Origin of the sequence: Streptomyces sp. S4.7, assembly GCF_010384365.1 — a bacterium.
Lineage (GTDB): Bacteria > Actinomycetota > Actinomycetes > Streptomycetales > Streptomycetaceae > Streptomyces.
The window spans coordinates 6,625,298-6,644,676 of sequence record NZ_CP048397.1 but is presented as its reverse complement, the minus strand read 5'-3'; the positions used below and the strand labels follow the sequence as shown (position 1 = coordinate 6,644,676).

General features: G+C 68.9%; 12 protein-coding genes. All 12 read right to left on the bottom strand.

All coding sequences use genetic code 11. The annotated features are described in order from the left end of the window. Nucleotides 1–119 precede the first annotated feature (119 nt). The 12 genes from SSPS47_RS29510 to SSPS47_RS29460 all read right to left on the bottom strand — a co-directional run bounded on the left by SSPS47_RS29510 (nt 120) and on the right by SSPS47_RS29460 (nt 19,225). Nucleotides 120–3,797: a ThuA domain-containing protein gene (locus SSPS47_RS29510; RefSeq protein ID WP_164253603.1), complete on the bottom strand. Its 3,678-nt coding sequence runs from the start codon at nt 3,795–3,797 to the stop codon at nt 120–122. Nucleotides 3,798–4,071: 274 nt separating this feature from the next. Next, nucleotides 4,072–7,776 carry a ThuA domain-containing protein gene (locus tag SSPS47_RS29505; RefSeq protein ID WP_164253602.1) on the bottom strand — a complete coding sequence of 1,235 codons (3,705 nt, stop codon included), beginning with the start codon at nt 7,774–7,776 and terminating at the stop codon, nt 4,072–4,074. 349 nt (nt 7,777–8,125) lie between these two features. After that, the gene (locus SSPS47_RS29500) at nt 8,126–9,130 is read right to left on the bottom strand and encodes a sugar phosphate isomerase/epimerase family protein (RefSeq protein ID WP_147876402.1); all 1,005 of its coding nucleotides are present in this window, start codon (nt 9,128–9,130) and stop codon (nt 8,126–8,128) included. Nucleotides 9,131–9,140: 10 nt separating this feature from the next. Continuing rightward, nucleotides 9,141–10,367 carry a Gfo/Idh/MocA family oxidoreductase gene (locus SSPS47_RS29495; protein ID WP_164253601.1) on the bottom strand — a complete coding sequence of 409 codons (1,227 nt, stop codon included), beginning with the start codon at nt 10,365–10,367 and terminating at the stop codon, nt 9,141–9,143. 52 nt (nt 10,368–10,419) lie between these two features. Then, a complete protein-coding gene (locus SSPS47_RS29490) occupies nt 10,420–11,451 on the bottom strand; it encodes a substrate-binding domain-containing protein (protein WP_147876404.1) in 1,032 nt (343 codons plus the stop codon). A gap of 93 nt (nt 11,452–11,544) precedes the next feature. Next, on the bottom strand, nt 11,545–12,618 hold the full coding sequence (locus SSPS47_RS29485) for an ABC transporter permease (protein ID WP_164253600.1): 1,074 nt from the start codon (nt 12,616–12,618) through the stop codon (nt 11,545–11,547). Beyond that, a complete protein-coding gene (locus tag SSPS47_RS29480) occupies nt 12,615–14,147 on the bottom strand; it encodes a sugar ABC transporter ATP-binding protein (RefSeq protein WP_164253599.1) in 1,533 nt (510 codons plus the stop codon). Before SSPS47_RS29480 ends, SSPS47_RS29485 begins: the two co-directional genes overlap by 4 nt. A gap of 183 nt (nt 14,148–14,330) precedes the next feature. Further along, nucleotides 14,331–15,512: an ROK family transcriptional regulator gene (locus tag SSPS47_RS29475; protein WP_147876407.1), complete on the bottom strand. Its 1,182-nt coding sequence runs from the start codon at nt 15,510–15,512 to the stop codon at nt 14,331–14,333. Between the two features lie 319 nt (nt 15,513–15,831). Beyond that, nucleotides 15,832–16,515: a GntR family transcriptional regulator gene (locus SSPS47_RS29470; RefSeq protein ID WP_078074232.1), complete on the bottom strand. Its 684-nt coding sequence runs from the start codon at nt 16,513–16,515 to the stop codon at nt 15,832–15,834. A 78-nt stretch (nt 16,516–16,593) separates the two neighbouring features. Beyond that, nucleotides 16,594–17,541, bottom strand: a complete 948-nt coding sequence (locus SSPS47_RS29465) for a beta-ketoacyl-ACP synthase III (RefSeq protein ID WP_164253598.1) — start codon at nt 17,539–17,541, stop codon at nt 16,594–16,596. A gap of 137 nt (nt 17,542–17,678) precedes the next feature. Next, the gene (locus tag SSPS47_RS34950) at nt 17,679–17,825 is read right to left on the bottom strand and encodes a hypothetical protein (protein ID WP_187280225.1); all 147 of its coding nucleotides are present in this window, start codon (nt 17,823–17,825) and stop codon (nt 17,679–17,681) included. Further along, the gene (locus tag SSPS47_RS29460; protein WP_164253597.1) at nt 17,822–19,225 is read right to left on the bottom strand and encodes an OFA family MFS transporter; all 1,404 of its coding nucleotides are present in this window, start codon (nt 19,223–19,225) and stop codon (nt 17,822–17,824) included. Before SSPS47_RS29460 ends, SSPS47_RS34950 begins: the two co-directional genes overlap by 4 nt. Nucleotides 19,226–19,379: the final 154 nt, after the last annotated feature.

Below are 19,379 nucleotides of genomic sequence, written 5' to 3'. Positions count from 1 at the left end.
CTGCCGGGTGGGTGTGTTGGTGGACGGCGGGCGGGGGGTACGGCGCCTCCCCGCCCGCCGCCGGCTGGCGGCCGGCCTCCTGGTGGGTTCGCCAGGAGGCCGGGTGGTCCTCCGAGGTACTAGGAGGCCAGTTCCTTCAGTTGGATGTTGCGGAACGCGACCTGATCGTCGGCACCGTGGTTCTGGATGCCGATGTGGCCGTCCTTCAGGCTGCGTGCCGGGTCCTTGTTGGTGAAGTCGTTGATCTTGACTCCGTTGAGGATGACCTGGACCCGCTCACCCTGCACCTTGATCTCGTAGTTGTTCCACTGGCCCGGAGGCCGCAGAACCTGGTCCCTGGCCTTGATGTTGGCCGACTTGAAGGTGTAGATCGCGCCGGTGGTGCGGTCGGCCGCGTCCGTGGCGTCGATCTGGATCTCGTAGCCGTTGTTGACGGCCGACCAGGGGTCGTCGGAGGCCGGGAAGCCGATGAAGACACCGGAGTTGTCGTCCCCGTCCATCTTCCACTCCATCTTCAGCGAGTACGAGCCGAGCTCCTTGGCCTGGTACCAGAGCATGCCCATGCCGCCCTCGGTGTGCAGCTCGCCGCCACCGATGTTGAACTTGCCCGGGCCCGCCTGCTTCCAGCCTTCCAGGGTCTTGCCGTTGAAGATGTCCCGGTAGCCGGTGTTGGGCTTGCAGTCGGCCTTGACCTGGCCGGCCGCGTACCGCAGACCGCCGAGCAGGTGCTCACGGAACGCCGGTTCGGCGTACGACGCCTTGGTGTGGCCGCCACCGGTGTAGAAGGACCGGCCGCCTTCGAACGTCTGGCACCAGGCGATCGGGTGGTCGCCCTTCATCGTGCCGCCCTGGTAGGTGGTCTCGTCGAGGGTGGCGAGGACCTTCACGTTCGAGCGGGGGTTGTCACGGTAGTTGTACCACTCGTCCGTGCGCTGCCACTCGTCGTCCAGGTGTCCGGTGGAGGGGTGGTCGTGGTCCTCGACCCGCACGGTGGCTTCCTGGATCTGCGGGTGCCCGGAGAAGTAGGCACCGACCAGCTTGCCGTAGTAGGCCCAGTCGTACTCGGTGTCCGACGCGGCGTGCACGCCCATGTAGGCGCCGCCGGTGGAGATGTAGTACTCGAAGGCCTTCTGCTGCTCGGGGCCCAGGACGTCACCGGTGGTGGAGAGGAAGACCACCGCGTCGTACCGGGCGAGGTTGTTGGTGGTGAACTGCGCCGCGGTCTCGGTGGAGTCGATGGTGATGTTGCTGGTCTTGCCCAGTTCCTTGAGGGCCGCGATCCCGTCCGGGATGGCGTCGTGCCGGAACCCGGCGGTCTTGGAGAAGACGAGGACCCGCTTCTCGGTCTTGCCGGCGGCCTGGTCGCTGATCTCGAAGTCGTCGAGGTCGTAGAGCGCGCCCTCACCGCCCTTGAAGACGAGGAACAGCTCCGTGGTGGCCTTGGGCACCGAGCGCAGTGGTACGTCGATGTCCTGGAAGGTGTCCCAGCTGCCGGTCACCGGGATCGGCGCGGAGCCGAGGAGCTTGCCGGTGGCGGAGCCCGTACGCACCTCGAGGAATCCGCCCGCGCCGCCGGAGGACACCCGGGCGGTGAGGGTCTTGGACCCGGTCAGGTTGTACGGCGTGAAGGAGATCCAGTCGTCGTTGTTGATGTCTCCGACGGTCTTGCCGCCGTTGGCCGACGCCTTGTCGTACGTCTGGATGCCCGACGCGTGGGAGAAGTGTTCGGCCTGGCGGTGGCGGGGCTGGAGCTGGACCTGGTCGTGCGTGGTCAGCGCGGCCTGGCCGCCGCCTCCGCCGTCGGTGTACTCGGCGTCGATGACTCCGAATATGTCGGCGTTGGGGTCGTGCTCGCCGTCCGCCGGTGCGGTGATGGTGCCTTCACAGCCCTTGGCCGAGGTGATCGGGTGGCCGTGGCTGTCGTGGCCCAGGATGTAGTTGACGGTGACCTTGGAGCAGTCGATCGGACCGTCTTCAGGATCGGTGACCGTGACCTTGAAGGGCAGCTTGTCGCCGAACTTGAAGAGGGCGCCGTCGGCGGGCACGGTGAGCTTCACCTTGGGCGCGGTGTTGCCGACCACGACCTTGACGGCCGAGTTGCCGGTGTGGCCCTTGGGGTCGGTGGCGGTCAGCGTCGCGGTGTAGGTGCCGTTCTTCTTGTACACGTGGCTGGGGTTGGGCTCGGTGGACGTCTGCCCGTCGCCGAAGTCCCAGGCGTAGGTGATCTCGTCGCCGTCCGGGTCCACGGTGCCCGCGGAGGAGAAGTTCGCCCGCAGCGGAGCCGTTCCCGACGTCTTGTTGGAGGTGGCCACGGCTACCGGGGCCCTGCCGTCGGCTATGTTCTCGATCCGGTAGACGGCCGAGTTCTCGTCGCCGCCGAACCAGGCGCGGCCGTAGTCGAGGACGTAGAGCGCGCCGTCGGGGCCGAACTCCATGTCCATGACCTGGGTGCCGGTCCACGGGAAGTCGTGGATGCTGTTGACGGTGCCGTCCGCGTCCTTCTCGATGCGCTTGATCCACTCGCGGCCGAACTCGCCGGCGAAGAAGTCCCCGTCGTACTCCTCGGGGAACTTCGCCGCGGACTCCAGGTCCGGGTCGAAGTTGTAGACCGGGCCGCCCATCGGGGACTCGGAGCCGTCCCCGAACTCCGGCACGCTGTTCCCGTTGTAGGGGATCCAGGCGGCCTGGGAGGGCGGCAGGTCGGTGAGACCCGTGTTGTGCGGCGAGTCGTTCTTCGGCGCGGCGCAGTCGAACGCGGGGCCGGAGGTGCCGGTCGCGAAGTCGTAGTCGCGGTAGGCGTCGTTGTCGCCGGTGCAGTAGGGCCAGCCGAAGTTGCCGGCCTCCGTCATGCGGGCGAACTCGACCTGGCCGGCGGGGCCGCGGTTCTCGGACGCGGCGCCCGCGTCGGGGCCGTACTCACCGACGTATACGATGCCGGTCTTCTGGTCGACGTTGATCCGGAAGGGGTTGCGGAAACCCATGCCGTAGATCTCGGGGCGCGTCTTGGCGGTGCCGGGGGCGAAGAGGTTGCCCTCGGGGATGGTGTACGAACCGTCGTCGGCGACCTTGATCCGCAGGACCTTGCCGCGCAGGTCGTTGGTGTTGCCGGAGGTGCGCCGGGCGTCGAAGGCCGGGTTGCGGTTGGAGCGTTCGTCGATCGGCGTGTAGCCGTCGGAGGCGAAGGGGTTGGTGTCGTCACCCGTCGACAGGTAGAGGTTGCCGTCCGCGTCGAAGGCGATGTCGCCGCCGACGTGACAGCACAGGCCGCGGTTGGTCTCGATGTCGAGGACCTTCTTCTCGCTGGCCTCGTCGAGGGTGCCGTCCTCCTTCAGCGTGAAGCGCGAGAGCCGGTTGTACCCGTCGAAGGGGGCGAAGTCGGCAGCCGTGCCCGTCTCGGGTGCGTCACCGGCGGGGGTGTCGAGCACCGGGGAGTAGTAGAGGTAGACCGCGCGGTTCTGGGCGAAGTCGGGGTCGATACCGACGCCTTGGAGGCCTTCCTCGTCGTGCGTGTACACGTCGAGCTTGCCCGCGACCTTGGTGTCGCCCGCCGCGTCGGTGATGCGGAGCGTGCCGTCGCGCGAGGTGTGCAGGACCTGGCGGTCCGGCAGGACGGCGAGCGACATCGGCTCGCCGACCTCGTCGGCTCCCTTGGCGAGGGCGACCTGCTGGAAGTTGTCGTCCGTCGGGTGGGGATCGTCCGGGTGCGCGGCGGCGGGGACGGCGGAGATGGTGCCGGCGATAAGTGCGCCGGCCACGAGTGCGAGGAGGGATCTGGATCTATGACGTCTTCTGGGCACGAAAGTCCTCCGGGGGTGGGGCTGTTCGTACGTGCGGGTGCCGAGGGACGCCGAAGCGTCGCCCTCGACATGCTGGAACACGTCCGGTGCGAGCAACGTGCCCCCCTACATCTCGCTGGACGTTAGCCCGGTTGGTCCGTGCCGGAAAGACCTTGCGCAGCAATTGGGTTCAACTTTTTCCCCGTTGTGGACAAAGGGAGAAATGGCAGACCGGACGGCCCGGCGGTGGCTGCTGGCCACCGCCGGGCACATCCCGGTCACCTCACCGCGCCTACTAAGCAGGCCCCTCCTTGAGCTGGATGTTCCGGAAGGAGACCTGGTCGTCCGCGCCGTGGTTCTGAAGGCCGATGTGGCCGTCCTTCAGGCTGCGGACGGGGTCGGTGTTGGTGAAGTCGTTGATCTCGACCCCGTTGAGGAACACCTGGAGGCGCTCCCCGTCGACCCTGAGTTCGTAGCTGTTCCACTCACCCGGCGGCTTGAGGGCCTTGTCCCTCGCCTCGATGTCGGCGGCCTGGAACCCGTACACCGATCCCGTGGTGCGGTCGTCGGCGTCGGTGGCGTCGATCTGGACCTCGTAGCCGTTGATCACGGCCGAGTTGACGTCGTCGGAGGCCGGGAAGCCCACGAAGACACCGGAGTTGTCGTCGCCCTCCATCTTCCAGTCGAGCTTGAGCGAGTACGAGGAGAGTTCCTTGGCCTCGTACCAGAGCAGGCCCATGCCACCCTGGGAACGCAGTTCACCGTCGACGATGTCGAACTGGCCCGGTCCGGCCTGCTTCCAGCCGTCCAGGGTCCTGCCGTCGAAGATGTCCGTGTACCCGGGGTCCGGGTCGGTGCCGCCCGCCGGCGTGCAGTCTGCCTCGACCTGGCCGGTGGCGTACTTCAGTCCGCCGAGCAGATGGTCACGGAAGGCCGGTTCGGCGTACGACTCCTTGGTGTGGCCGCCGCCGGTGTAGAAGGACCGGCCACCCTCGTAGGTCTGGCACCAGGCGATCGGGTGGTCGCCCGACATGTTGCCGCCCTCGTAGCTCGACTCGTCCAGCGAGGCGAGTACGCGGGCCTGCTCACGGGGGTTGGTGCGGTAGTTGTACCACTCGTCCGTACGGTCCCAGGTGTCCTCCAGATGGGCCGTGGCCGGGTGCTCGTGGTCCTCGACCTTCAGGGTGGCGGGCTGGATCGCCGGGTGGGAGTCGAAGTAGGCCCCCACCAGACCGCCGTAGAACTCCCACTCGTACTCGGTGTCGGCGGCGGCGTGGATTCCCAGATAGCCGCCTCCCCCGGCCACGTACTCCTCGAACGCCGTCTGCTGCTCGGCGTTCAGCACGTCACCGGTGGTGGAGAGGAACGCCACCGCGTCGTAGTCCGCGAGATTGTCCGCGGTGAACGTGCCCGCGTCCTCCGTGGACTCGACCGTGATCTCGGTGGACTCCCCCAGCTCCTTCAGGGCCTCGGTGCCGGCCTCGATGGAGTCGTGGCGGAAGCCCGCCGTCTTGGAGAAGACCAGGACACGCTCGCCGGCCGCGGCGGGCGCCTCCCCGGTGATCTCGAAGTCGTCCACCTCGAAGAGGTCGCCGTCGCCGCCCTTGAAGGTCAGGACGAGATCGGTCGTCTCCGCCGGGGCTCCGGTCAGGGCCACCTCGACGTCCTCGAACGTGGTCCAGCCGCCGGTGACGGGCACCTCGGCCGAGCCGAGGACCTCGCCGTCGGCCGCGCCCGCCCGCACTTCGAGGGTGCCTCCGGCGCCGCCGGAGGAGACGCGCGCGGTGAGCTCGGCGGCCCCCGCCAGGTGGTAGGGCTCGAAGGAGATCCAGTCGCCGTTCGAGATACCGCCGACGGTCTTGCCGCCGCCTGCTCCCTCACGGTCCGTCACGGTGGTGCCGGACGAGTCGTTGGCGTGCTCCGCCTGACGGTGCCTCGGCTGGATCTCGGACTGGCCGTGACCGGTGAGCGAGGCCTGGCCGCCGCCTCCGCCGTCGGTGTACTCGGCGTCGATCACTCCGAAGATATTGGCGTTGGGATCGTGTTCGGCGTCGGCGGGCGCCGTGATGGTGCCCTCGCAGCCGGTCTTCGAGGTGATCGGGTGACCGTGGCTGTCGTGGCCGAGGATGTAGCGGACGGTGACCTTGGAGCAGTCGATGTCCTCTCCGTCTTCGGGGTCGGTCACGGTGACCTCGAACGGCAGCTCGTCACCGAAGCTGAACAGCGTGCCCGGCGCGGGCAGTTCGAGCTTCACCTCGGGTGCGGTGTTGCCGACGACGACCTGGACGGAAGCGGTGCCGGTGAGCCCTCCGGGGTCCTTCGCGGTGACGGTCGCCGCGTAGGTGCCGTTCTCCTCGAAGGTGTGGGTCGGGTTCGGCTCGGTGGAGGTCCCGCCGTCGCCGAAGTCCCAGGCGTACGTCAGCTCGTCACCGTCCGCGTCCTCGGTGCCCTCCGAGGAGAAGGCCACCTCCAGCGGTCCGGTGCCGGACGTCTTGTCCGCCTTGGCGACGGGGACCGGCGAGTAGCCCTCGGTGGCGTTCTCGATGCGGTAGAGCGCCGAGTTCTCGTCGCCGCCGAAGTAGCCGGTGCCGTAGTCGAGGACGTAGAGCGCGCCGTCGGGACCGAACTCCTGGTCCATGACCTGGGTGCCGGACCACGGGAAGTCGTTGATCGTATTGACCGTGCCGTCGGCGCCCTGGTCGATGCGCTTGATCCACTTGCGGCCGAACTCACCGGCGAAGAAGTTCCCGTCGTACTCCTCGGGGAACTTGACCGGGGAGTCGAGGTCCGCGTCGTAGTTGTAGACGGGACCGCCCATCGGGGACTCGGAGCCGTCGCCGAACTCCGGCACGCTGTTCCCGTCGTAGGGGATCCAGGCGGCCTGGGACGGCGGCAGTTCGGTGAGGCCGGTGTTGTGCGGCGAGTCGTTCTTGGGCGCCGCGCAGTCGAAGGCCGCACCGGACTCGCCGGTGCCGAAGTCGTAGTCCTTGAAGGGCTCGTTGTCGCCCGTGCAGTACGGCCAGCCGAAGTTGCCCGCCTCGGTGACACGTGCGAACTCGACCTGTCCGGCCGGACCGCGGTCCGGGTCGGCCGCGCCCGCGTCGGGACCGTAGTCACCCACGTAGACGATGCCCGTCTCCTTGTCGACGGAGATCCGGAACGGGTTGCGGAAGCCCATGGCGTAGATCTCGGGCTTCGTCTTCTCCGTGCCGGGGGCGAACAGGTTGCCGTCCGGCACGGTGTACGAGCCGTCGTCGGCGACCTTGATCCGCAGGACCTTGCCGCGCAGGTCGTTGGTGTTGCCGGAGGAACGCCGGGCGTCGAACGCGGGGTTGCGGTTCGAGCGGTCGTCGATCGGCGTGTAGCCGTCGGAGGCGAAGGGGTTGGTGTCGTCACCCGTCGACAGGTAGAGGTTGCCGTCCGCGTCGAAGGCGATGTCACCGCCGACGTGGCAGCAGGTGCCGCGTGAGGCGGGCACGTCGAGGACCTTCTTCTCGCTCGCCTCGTCGAGGGTGCCGTCCTCGTTCAGCGTGAAGCGCGAGAGCCGGTTGACCCCGTCGAAGGGGGCGAAGTCGGCGGCGGTACCCGTTTCGGGCGCGTCGCCGGAGGGGGTGTCGAGTTTGGGCGCGTAGTAGAGGTAGATGGCCCGGTTCTGGGCGAAGCCGGGGTCGACGCCGACTCCTTGGAGTCCTTCCTCGTCGTGGCTGTAGACATCGAGGGTGCCGGACACCTTGGTGGTGCCGCCCTCGTCGGTGATACGCAGTGTGCCGTCGCGCGAGGTGTGCAGGACCTGGCGGTCGGGAAGCACCGCCAAAGTCATGGGCTCACCGGCTTCTTCGGCGCCCTTGGCCAGGGTCACCTGCTGAAACGTGGGGGCGGCGGCCTGTTTTCCGGGGTCGGCGGCGTTGGCCGGCACGGCGCTGAGGGTCGACCCCGCGAGCAGGGCGCCGGTCAGCAGTGCGAGAAGGGAGCGGCCTCTGGGACGTCGTTGACTGTGCACGAGAGTCCTCCGGTAGTGCCTGTCGTACCTGCGGGTCCGAGGCGACAAGGAGCATGGGGGCTCACCTCGGGTGGGGGGATGGGGGGGAGTGCTCGTCCAAGCACCCGTGATCCCGCATCTGTTGCTCTCGGTCTGCTGTCTCGCCGGAGCGCGCCGTCGCACCGGAGATCAACATGTCCTGTGCATCTCAGTGACCGTAACGCTGTTCGTCCGAGACGGAAAGCCCTTGCGCAGCGGTGAAGTTCGACTTTTTCCCGTCTCAGGACAAAGAACGTTCCGGGCATGCCGGACGGCCCGGCGGTGAACTTTCCACCGCCGGGCTCGTGTTGGGCTGTGACTTGGGGGTCGGCTACTCGCCGCCGCCGAAGGCCGCGTCGAAGGACGCGGTGGGCGGGTCGAAGTCGAACCGCTTCAGATCGGCGAGCGCCTCGGGGGCGCCGGAGAGCCGGTCCATACCGGCGTCCTCCCACTCCACCGAGATCGGGCCCTCGTAGTTGATCGACCGCAGCATGCGGAAGACGTCCTCCCACGGCACGTCGCCGTGCCCGGCCGAGACGAAGTCCCAGCCGCGCCGCGGGTCGCCCCAGGGCAGATGCGAACCGAGCCTGCCGTTACGGCCGTCGAGACGCTTGCGCGCCTCCTTGCAGTCGACGTGGTAGATCCGGTCCCGGAAGTCGTAGAGGAATCCGGTCGGGTCCAGGTCCTGCCAGACGAAGTGGCTCGGGTCGAAGTTCAGCCCGAACGCGGGCCGGTGGTCGACCGCTTCGAGCGCCTGCTTCGTCGTCCAGTAGTCGTACGCGATCTCGCCCGGGTGGACCTCGTGGGCGAAGCGCACTCCCTCGGTGTCGAAGACGTCGAGGATCGGGTTCCACCGCTCGGCGAAGTCCTCGTAGCCCCGCTCGATCATGCCGGGCGGCACCGGCGGGAACATCGCCAGCAGATGCCAGATGGACGAACCGGTGAAGCCGATCACCGTGTTGACCCCGAACGCGGCGGCGGCCCTGGCGGTGTCCTTGATCTCCGCGGCGGCCCGCTGCCGTACGCCCTCGGCCTCCCCGTCGCCCCAGATACGGGCCGGCAGGATGCCCTGGTGGCGCTCGTCGATGATGCTGTCGCAGACCGCCTGGCCGACGAGATGGTTGGAGATCGCCCAGCACTTGAGGCCGTACTTGTCGAGCAGCTGGTGACGGCTCTCCAGATAGCCCGGATCGGTGAGCGCCTTGTCGACCTCGAAGTGGTCGCCCCAGCAGGCCAGTTCCAGACCGTCGTAACCGAAGTCACGGGCGAGCCGGCAGACCTCTTCCAGGGGCAGATCGGCCCACTGGCCGGTGAAGAGCGTGAACGGGCGTGGCATACGGACCTTCCTAGGACTCGATTCCGGACGGGGCCGGGACGGGTGTGTAGATGGCGTTCTTCTCCGCGCTCTCCTCGACCGCGGCGAGGACCCGCTGCACCTGGAGACCGTCGACGAAGGAGGGCGCGGGATCGGTTCCGGCGGCGATCGCCTCGACCAGATCCTTGGCCTGGTGCACGAAGGTGTGCTCGTAGCCGAGGCCGTGGCCCGGCGGCCACCAGGCGTCGAGGTACGGGTGCTCGGACTCGGTGACGAGGATCCGCCGGAAGCCGGCGGTGACCGCGGGCTCCGACTGGTCGTGGAACGACAGCTCGTTGAGCCGCTCCAGATCGAAGGCGAGCGAACCGTGCTCGCCGTTGATCTCCAGCCGCAGCGCGTTCTTGCGTCCCGCCGCCATCCGGGTGGCCTCGAAGGACGCCAGCGCCCCCGAGGCGAGCCGCCCCGTGAACAGGGCGGCGTCGTCCACCGTGACCGGGCCCGTCTCCGCGCCGGCGGTCGCCGAGAGTCCGGCCGACGCCCCCGACAGCAGCGGCCTCTCCCGTACGAACGTCTCGGTCATCGCCGAGACCCCCACCAGCGGCTCCCCCGCCAGGAACTGCGCGAGGTCCACGATGTGCGCGCCCAGGTCGCCGAGCGCCCCCGATCCCGCGTGCTCACGCTTGAGCCGCCAGGTGAGGGGGAACTCGGCGTCCACCAGCCAGTCCTGGAGGTAGGTGACCCGTACGTGCCGCAGCGCGCCGAGCCGTCCCTCCTCGATCAGCTTCCGGGCGTAGCTGATGGCGGGCACCCGCCGGTAGTTGAAGCCCACCATGGCCAACTGGCCGCGGGACCTGGCCGCCTCGGCGGCCCGGACCATGGCCTCGGCCTCGGCGACCGAGTTGGCGAGCGGCTTCTCGCACAGGACGTGCTTGCCCGCCTCCAGCGCGGCGATCGCTATCTCCGCGTGGCTGTCCCCAGGCGTACAGATGTCGACCAGCTGCACGTCGTCACGTGCGATGAGGTCCCGCCAGTCGGTCTCCGCGGCGGCCCAGCCGAGTTTTCCGGCTGCCGTACGGACGGCCGTCTCGTCCCGCCCGCAGATGGCGGCGAGGTGCGGCCGCATCGGCAGATCGAAGACATGTCCCGCCGTGCGCCAGCCCTGGGAGTGGGCGGCACCCATGAACGAGTATCCGATCATGCCGATACCGAGTGGCGGCGGTGCGCCGGCTTCCTTCTCCGACGCTTCCCTGCTGGTCATAAGGGATTACTCCTCGTCTCTCGCACGTGTGGGGGCAGACCGGCGGAGCCGGTCAGCTGAATCCCTGAGGCAGGTACTCGTCGACGTTGTCCTTGTCGACGACCGCCGAGAACAGCGTGACCTGGGCCGGGATCTCCAGGCCGGCCATGCCGCTCACGCCCTTGCCCTGGCCCAGCGCACGGGCGAGGTCGATGGCCGTCGAAGCCATGATCGGCGGGTACAGCACGGTCGCCTTCAGGACGCTGTTGTCGGCCTTGATGGCGTCCATCGCCGACTTGGCGCCGGCGCCGCCGACCATCAGGAACCCGTCACGGCCGGCCTGGTCGATGGCGCGCAGCGCGCCGACACCCTGGTCGTCGTCGTGGTTCCACAGGGCGTCGAACTTGGACTGCGCCTGGAGCAGCTGGGCCATCTTGGCCTGGCCGGACTCGACGGTGAAGTCGGCCGCCTGGCGGGCGACCTTCTTGATGTTGGGGTAGTTCTTGAGCGCGTCGTCGAAGCCCTGGGTGCGCTGCTTGGTCAGCTCCAGGCTGTCGGGGCCCGACAGTTCGATGACGGTGGCGTTGGGCTTGTCCTTCAGCTTCTCGCCGATGTACTTGCCCGCGTTGACGCCCATGCCGTAGTTGTCGCCGCCGACGTAGCAGCGGAACGCCTGCGGGTCGGCGAAGATCCGGTCCAGGTTGATGACGGGGATGCCCGCGCGCATCGCCTTGAGACCGGCCTGGGTGAGGGCCTTGCCGTCGGCCGGCAGGATCACCAGGACGTCGACCTTCTTGTTGATCAGCGAGTCGATCTGGCCGATCTGCGCGGCGGTGTCGTTCGAGCCCTCGGTGATGTCGAGCGTGACGTCCGAGTACTTCTTGGCCTGGGCCCTGGCGTTCGCGTTGATCGCGGCCAGCCAGCCGTGGTCGGCCTGGGGGCCGGCGAAGCCGATGGTGACGGCCTTGCCCGGCTTGTCGTCGACCGGCTGCTCGTTGGCTGCGGGCTCGTCCTTCTTCTCATTGCTGGTGCAGGCGGTGAGGAGGGCACCCGCCGAAATGGCGGCGGTGCCGAACAGAAGACCTCTGCGGCTCGTTTCTGGCATGACGGTTCGTCCCCTTCGGAAGAGCGGATGCTGCGGTGCGTCGGAAGTGGTGCTTCGAAGAGCGGTACGAGATCGGGCCTCGGGGATACGAGGTCAGCCCTCACCGTTGCGCGCCGTGCGGCGCTGGACCAGTACGGCGGCGACGATGATCGCGCCCTTGGCAATCTGCTGGACGTCGCTCTGCAGGTTGTTGAGAGCGAAGATGTTGGTGATGGTGGTGAAGATCAGGACACCGAGCACGGAGCCGACGATCGTGCCGCGACCGCCGCTGAGCAGCGTGCCGCCGATGATCGCCGCCGCGATGGCGTCGAGTTCGTAGAGGTTTCCGTTCGTGTTCTGACCCGAGCCGGACAGCACGATCAGCATGAAGGCCGCGATACCGCAGCACAGTCCGGAGAGCAGGTAGAGGTAGAGCCGCTGCCTGCGCACGTCGATGCCGGCGAGGCGGGTCGCCTCGGCGTTGCCGCCGACCGCGACGGTGCGCCGGCCGAAGGTGGTGCGGTTGAGCAGCAGCCAGCCGATGACCGTCACCGCGGCGAAGATGATGACGAGCGGCGGGACACCGAGGATGTAGGAGTCGCGGGAGCCGAGGTCGAGGACCGACTTCAACGTGACGACCTGGGTGTTGCCGTCGGTGATCTGGAGGGCCAGACCACGGGCGGACGCCATGATCGCGAGGGTCGCGATGAAGGGCGCCATGCCGCCGTACGCGATCAGTACGCCGTTGACGAGACCGCAGGCCAGACCCACGATGATCGCGGTGAACAGGATGCCGGCGAAGCCGTACTCCTGGGTGGCCAGGGTGGTCGCCCACACGGAGGCCAGGGCCACGATCGCGCCGACCGACAGGTCGATGCCGCCGCTGGTGATGACGAACGTCATGCCGACGGTGACGACACCGATGATCGACGCCTGGGTGAGCACCAGTTGGAGATTGCTGGTGTCCAGGAACTGATCGGGCTTGGTGATGCCGCCGACGACTATCAGTGCGGCGAGCACGCCGAGCAGCGAGAGCGTACGGAAATCCAGACGCAGTCCGAGCGGCGGCCGGCCCCCGGAACCTCCCGGGGTCTTTCCGGCGGGCTTGGTCAGCGGCACGGCTGCGGCGTCGGCGGCGGGTGCGGCCTCGGGCCCGCCCTGCTGCGCCTCAGAGGCAGGCTGGTTCATGGCGTCGGGCTCCCTTCCATCACAAGGTCGAGTACACGGTGCTCGTCAAGCTCCTGGGCCGGTGACGTATGGACGACACGGCCCTCCCGGAGCACCAGCACCCGGTCGGCGAGGCCAAGGACCTCGGGGACCTCGCTGGAGACGAGAAGTACGGCGAGGCCGTCGTCGGCCAGCCGGCGGATCACGGCGTAGAGCTCGGCGCGGGCGCCGACGTCCACACCGCGGGTGGGTTCGTCGAGGAGCAGCACCCGGCAGCCGCGCAGCAGCCAGCGGGCCAGGACGACCTTCTGCTGGTTGCCGCCCGACAGGGTGCGGATGACCGCGTCGGGGTTGTCGGGGCGCAGGGAGAGTTCCTGGGTCGCGGCCCTGGACGCCTTGCGCTCGGCGGCGCTGTCGAGCCAGCCGCCGCGCGAGAAGCGGGACATCGAGGACACCGACACGTTGCGGGTGACCGATTCGATGAGCAGCAGGGCCTGGGCCTTGCGCTCCTCGGGGGCGAGGCCGAGTCCGGCGCGTACGGCGGCGCGGACGCTGCCGGGCTTGAGCTCCTTGCCGTCGACCAGTACCCGGCCGCCGGTGGGCTTGCGGGCGCCGAAGACGGTCTCCAGGATCTCGGAGCGTCCGGAGCCGACGAGACCCGCGAGGCCGACGATCTCGCCGGGGCGCAGTTCGAGGTCGACGGGTTCGAACTCGCCTTCCCTGGTGAGTCCTTCGGTCCGCAGCACGGGCTCGCCGTGCGGGGCGTCGGCGACCGACGGGCGGTCGGGGAAGACGTACGCGACCTCGCGGCCGGTCATCAGCGAGACGACCTCGCTGGTGGGGGTCTCCTTCGCGGGCAGACCCACGGCGACGGTGCGGCCGTCCTTGATGACGGTCACGCGGTCGCCGATCCGGCGGATCTCCTCCAGGCGGTGGGAGATGTAGATGACGGCGACCCCGTCGGCGGTGAGGGTGTCGACGATACGGAAGAGGTTGTCGACCTCGTCCGGGTCGAGCGCCGCGGACGGCTCGTCCATCACGATGAGGCGTACGTCGTGGGAGAGCGCGCGGGCCATGGAGACGATCTGCTGGTGCGCGGCGGAGAGTTCACCGACGGGGCGGCCCGCCGGGATCTCGGGGTGGCCGAGGCGCCCGAGCAGCGCGGTGGCCGCGGTCCTGGCCTCGCCGCCCTTGACGATGAATCCGGCGGTGGTCGGTTCGTGGCCGAGGAAGATGTTCTCGGCGACCGACAGGCCCTCGACGAGGTCGAGTTCCTGGTAGATGGTCGCGATGCCGAGCTTCATCGCCGCGATGGGTGACCCCAGCTGGACCTCTTCGCCGCGCCAGGTGATGACACCGTCGTCGGGCTGGTGCGCGCCGGCGAGCACCTTGATGAGTGTGGATTTGCCGGCCCCGTTCTGGCCGAGCAGACAGTGGACTTCGCCTGCCTGGACCTCCAGGTCCACGCCGTCCAGGGCGCGGACGCCCGGGAACAGCTTGGTGATGCCGGACATGGTGAGCAGGCTGCCTTCGGGTGGTGCTGGTGCCATGGCGTATCCCCTCGGCGGATGCGGCCGGTGAGCGGGCGTGCGGGCGTGCGGAACAGGGCGGTGCGATGCGGGTGGTGCGGTGAACGGTGATGCTTTGTTGGTGCTCTTGTTGGTTTTTTTGCTGTTATTTCGGTAGTGCGGGTGAAGCGTGTGCCGTACGGCCCGACGTCGGGGGTGCCGGTGTCAGGCCGGGGAGAAGAGGTGGTCGCTGATGAGCCGGGCCGCGCCGGTGACTCCGGCGGTCGGCCCCAACTCCCCGAGAACGATGGGGAGATTGCCGGTGGCCAGCGGAAGTGACTGGCGGTAGACCTGGGTGCGGACGCTGGCCAGCAGGGTGTGGCCGAGTCCGGTCACCCCGCCGCCGATCACGACGAGGCCCGGGTTGAAGAAGCTGACGAGCCCGGCGATGACCTGGCCGACCCGGTTGCCGCCTTCGCGGATGAGGTGGAGGGCGGTGGGGTCACCGGCGGCGGCGGCCACGGCGACGTCGGCGGCGGTGAGCCGGCCGGCGGCCTCCAGTCGCGAGGCGAGTTCGGCGGAACGGCCCGTACGGGCGGCGTCCTCGGCGTCCCTGGCCAGCGCGGCGCCGCTGAAGTGGGCTTCCAGGCAACCCCTGTTGCCGCAGACACAGGCGCGTCCGTCGGGCTCGACCCGGATGTGGCCGATGTCGCCCGCGCTGCCGGTCGTGCCGCGGTAGACCTCGCCGCCGACGACGATGCCGCAGCCGATACCGGTGCCGATCTTGACGCAGAGGAAGTCGCCCACGGAGCGTGCGACGCCCGCGTGCTGCTCCCCCATCGCCATCAGGTTCACGTCGTTGTCGACCATGACGGGGCAGCCGAGGTCCTGGCTGAGCGCCTCGCGCACGGGGAAGCCGTCCCAGCCGGGCATGATCGGCGGCGCGACCGGCACGCCCTCGGGGAAGCGGACCGGTCCCGGAACGCCGATGCCGGCGCCGTCGTAGCCGTCCGCGAGTCCGCTGGCCTTGAGCTTGGCGGCCATCGCGAGCACCTGCTCGAAGACGGCGACCGGGCCCTCGCGGACGTCCATCGGGTGGTTGACGTGGCCGAGGACTTCGAGCTCGGCGTTGGTGACGGCGACGTCTATGGACGTGGCGCCGATGTCCACCCCGAGGAAGCGGAGGGCGGGCGCGAGCCGGATGTTGTGGGAGCGGCGGCCACCGCGCGAGGCGGCGAGTCCGTCGGCGACGACGAGCCCGGTCTCCAGCAGCCGGTCGACTTCCACGGCGAGCTTGGAGCGGGAGAGGTCGACCTGGTCACCGAGCTGGGCACGGGAGTTGGGACCACCGTCACGCAAGAGCCGGAGCAGTCGCGCCTGATGAGCGTTCGCGGGTCGTGCGGTCATACGTCTCACGCGCCCCTCCCCGCCTCTCGGCTCTGTGTTACGTCGCTACGTCGGTTGTCGTTTCGACAGGCTTTCGAGGGGAACGTAGCAGCGCTTTCCCCGAGTGGGAAGAAGTTGCGCAGGAATCGCTCCTAACTTTCTCCACAGTCAGGACAAAGACGTTTCACCGTCCGCGGGGACGGGGCTTCGACGAGGGCGCCGGGGGCGGTTCGGAGGCTGGTGGATCATCCCGCTCGGCGCATGACGAAGGCGCCCCCGCGTCCTGCCGGAGGCGCCTCGTCACTGATCGTACGGGCTCGCCCTCGCCCGTGCGAAGTGGTCAGACCGCGGCGTCCCCGCGGTGGTGGTAGGTGGTGCGCGTCTGCTCCGTGTGGGAGCGCATGACCGCCGTCGCGGCCTCTTCGTCCCGCGCGGAGATCGCCGCGATCAGGGCCCGGTGCTCGATCCAGGACTGCTTGCCGCGCTGCCGCGCCACCGGCGCGTAGTACCAGCGCACCCGCCGGTCCACCTGGGCCGCCAGCTCCGCCAGGACGACGTTGCCCGCCAGTTCCATCACCTTCGCGTGGAAAGCCGCGTTCGTCGCGACCGTGAGCTCCACGTCGTCGTCGGCCACCGACTGCTCACCCTTGGCGCAGAGCGCCTCCAGCGCCGCGATCCCCGCCGAGCCCGAGTTCGCCGCGGCGAGCCTCGCGGCCTCGGCCTCCAGGAGCGTACGGACCGAGAGCAGCTGGTCCGCCTCCGCCTCGGTCGGCTCGTGGACGAACGCGCCCTGGGCGGGCCTGAGATCGACCCAGCCCTCGGTGTTCAGGCGCTGGAGCGCCTCCCGTACCGGCTGTCGGGAGACCCCGAGATGACCGGCGAGTTCACTCTCGACCAGATGCTGTCCGGGCCTCAGAGAGCGCACGGTGATCAGTTCGAGCAGCGCCTCGTAGACGCGCTCGCGCAGCGGGCCGGGGCGTTCGAGCTTGGGCACGGAGCCCTGTGGCAGTCCTGCGGACAACATGCGGTCCCCCATCCTGGCCGGCTACGGCAACGGCACGACGATTGGCTATCGTCTACAGTCTACCGAGAACCGTAGCGGTCAGGGGCAGCGGATGACCTGCCCGGCGTAGGAGAGATTTCCGCCAAAGCCGAAAAGCAGCGCCGGAGCGCCGGATTCCACCTCGCCGCGCTCCACCAGCTTGGACAGCGCCATCGGGATGGACGCGGCCGAGGTGTTGCCGGAGTCCACGACGTCGCGGGCGATGACCGCGTTGACCGCGCCGATCTTCTGGGCGACGGGCTCGATGATGCGCAGGTTCGCCTGGTGCAGTACGACGGCGGCCAGGTCCTCGGGCGCGATACCGGCCTTTTCACAGACCTTGCGGGCGATCGGCGGCAGTTGGGTGGTGGCCCACCGGTAGACGGACTGGCCCTCCTGCGCGAAGCGCGGCGGGGTTCCCTCGATCCGTACGGCGTTGCCCATCTCGGGCACCGAGCCCCACAGCACCGGGCCGATAGCCGCCTCCTCGCCCGGCCGGACGGCCTCGACGACCGCCGCGCCGGCGCCGTCACCGAGGAGGACGCAGGTCGAGCGGTCGGTCCAGTCGGCGATGTCGGCCATCTTGTCGGCGCCGATGACCAGCGCGCGGGTCGCCGCACCCGCCCGTACGGCGTGATCGGCCGTGGCGAGCGCGTGGGTGAAGCCGGCGCAGACCACGTTGAGGTCCATCACGGCCGGTGAGCCCATGGAGAGCCGGGCGGCGACGCGCGCCGCCATGTTCGGCGACCGGTCGATCGCCGTGGACGTGGCGACCAGCACCAGGTCGATGTCGGCGGGGGTCAGACCGGCGGCGGCGAGCGCCTTCGCCGCCGCGTGCGCCGCCATCTCGTCCACGGGCTCGTCGGGGCCGCCCACGTGCCGGGTCTTGATGCCGACACGGCTCCTGATCCACTCATCACTGGTGTCGACCATGCCCGCCAGGTCGTCGTTGGTGAGCACCTTGGCGGGCTGATAGTGCCCGAGCGCGGCGATACGAGTGCCGGTCATGCCAGGGACCCCCTCTTCGGTCGACGTCAGGAGATCCCCAGTCTCGTCAGCGACTCACGAGTAAGGGGGCAGGCGACCCAACAGGATTCCCCGCCTCCTCTTGGAGACTCCGGATCATCCGGCGGCGTCCGGAGGGATCACCCGGTGAACAGCTGGGTGGCCTTACGGACCAGTTCATACAGACCGTACGCGAGGGGGACGCCCACCCAGAGCCAGGCGAAGACGATCAGCGCGGTCCGCCGGGACCCGGGCACCGCGTTCCCGCTCTCCGGTGCTGTGGTCATCGGGGGCCTCCTTCGGTGCTTGCTGACGGTGCTTCCGGCTTCGTGGCGGCGGTGTTCGCGGGCGCCGACGCGGGCGCGGGGACGGTCGCGGACGCGGTGGAGTCCGCGGGCCGGTGGTGGCGCGGGTGTACGGGCCGGACCAGTTCGTTGGCCACGAACCCGACGACGAGCAGCCCGATCATGATGGTCAGTGAGAGCCCGTACAGACCGGGCCCGCTCTTGCCCGCCTCCTCCTGGCTGTCGGCGACCCGGTTGACGATGAGCGGGCCGAGGACACCGGCCGCCGACCACGCGGTGAGCAGCCGTCCGTGGATCGCGCCCACCTGGTAGGTGCCGAACAGGTCCTTGAGATACGCGGGGACGGTGGCGAAGCCTCCTCCGTAGAACGAGAGGATGACCAGCGCGCAGATGATGAAGAGCGGTTTGGACGCGTCGCCGAACTGCGCGATCAGCAGGTACATCAGGGCGCCGACGCCCAGGTAGAGGCGGTAGGTGTTCTTCCGGCCGATCAGGTCGGAGGTGGACGACCAGCCGATACGGCCCGCCATGTTGGCCGCCGAGAGCAGCGCGACGAAGCCGGCCGCGGCCGAGACGGAGACCGGCGTGTCGGTGTCGGCGAAGAAGTCGGTGATCATCGGGGCGGCCTTCTCAAGAATGCCGATGCCCGCGGTGACGTTCATACAGAGGACGATCCACAGCAGCCAGAACTGCGGTGTGCGGACGGCCGACTTGGCGGAGACCTGCGCGGTGGTGATCAGGGCCGACGCGGGGGCCGCCGCCGCCTTCGGCGCCGCGTCCGGGCGCGGTACGCGGATCAGCAGGACACCGAGCAGCATGAACACCGCGTAGACCAGGCCGTGTACGAGGAACGCCTTGGCGATGCCGTCGTTCGTGGAGCCGAACGACTCCAGCATCTGCGCGGACCACGGCGAGGCGATGAGCGCGCCGCCGCCGAAGCCCATGATCGCGATGCCGGTCGCCATGCCCGGCCGGTCGGGGAACCATTTGATCAGCGTCGAGACCGGCGAGATGTAGCCGATGCCGAGTCCGATGCCGCCGACGAAGCCGTAGCCGAAGACGATCAGCCAGAACTGCTCGGTCGCGGCGCCGAGCGCGGAGAGCAGGAAGCCGGACGAGAAGCAGACGAGTGCGACGGTCATCGCCCAGCGCGGGCCGTTGCGTTCGACGAGGGTGCCGCCGAAGGCGGCGGACAGTCCGAGCATCACGATGCCCAGCTGGAAGGGGAGGGCGCTCTGGGTTCCGGAGAGACCGAGAGCGGATTCCAGGGGCGGCTTGAACACGCTCCAGGCGTAGGCCTGTCCGATCGAGAGGTGCACCGAGAGCGCTGCGGGGGGCACCAGCCAGCGGCTCCAGCCGACCGGGGCGAGTGGTGGGGTCATGGTCGCGAACTCTAGGAACCGTCCCGACCGTTTGGGAAGATCTTTGACCCGCTGTTCACGTCGACCGTATGCCGACGACAGAAGTCTTGTCGGCAGTTATTCCATACTGTAGACAATATATCGTCGGCAAAGTGTGCTCCTTTCCGCGCTTCTC

What these genes read in the sequence shown, in the direction of transcription:
- SSPS47_RS29490 (WP_147876404.1), bottom strand. Translation starts at nt 11,451, where the DNA reads ATGCCAGAAACGAGCCGCAGAGGTCTTCTGTTCGGCACCGCCGCCATT.
- SSPS47_RS34950 (WP_187280225.1), bottom strand. Translation starts at nt 17,825, where the DNA reads ATGACCACAGCACCGGAGAGCGGGAACGCGGTGCCCGGGTCCCGGCGG.
- SSPS47_RS29480 (WP_164253599.1), bottom strand. Translation starts at nt 14,147, where the DNA reads ATGGCACCAGCACCACCCGAAGGCAGCCTGCTCACCATGTCCGGCATC.
- SSPS47_RS29470 (WP_078074232.1), bottom strand. Translation starts at nt 16,515, where the DNA reads ATGTTGTCCGCAGGACTGCCACAGGGCTCCGTGCCCAAGCTCGAACGC.
- SSPS47_RS29475 (WP_147876407.1), bottom strand. Translation starts at nt 15,512, where the DNA reads ATGACCGCACGACCCGCGAACGCTCATCAGGCGCGACTGCTCCGGCTC.
- SSPS47_RS29485 (WP_164253600.1), bottom strand. Translation starts at nt 12,618, where the DNA reads ATGAACCAGCCTGCCTCTGAGGCGCAGCAGGGCGGGCCCGAGGCCGCA.
- SSPS47_RS29465 (WP_164253598.1), bottom strand. Translation starts at nt 17,541, where the DNA reads ATGACCGGCACTCGTATCGCCGCGCTCGGGCACTATCAGCCCGCCAAG.
- SSPS47_RS29500 (WP_147876402.1), bottom strand. Translation starts at nt 9,130, where the DNA reads ATGCCACGCCCGTTCACGCTCTTCACCGGCCAGTGGGCCGATCTGCCC.
- SSPS47_RS29460 (WP_164253597.1), bottom strand. Translation starts at nt 19,225, where the DNA reads ATGACCCCACCACTCGCCCCGGTCGGCTGGAGCCGCTGGCTGGTGCCC.
- SSPS47_RS29495 (WP_164253601.1), bottom strand. Translation starts at nt 10,367, where the DNA reads ATGACCAGCAGGGAAGCGTCGGAGAAGGAAGCCGGCGCACCGCCGCCA.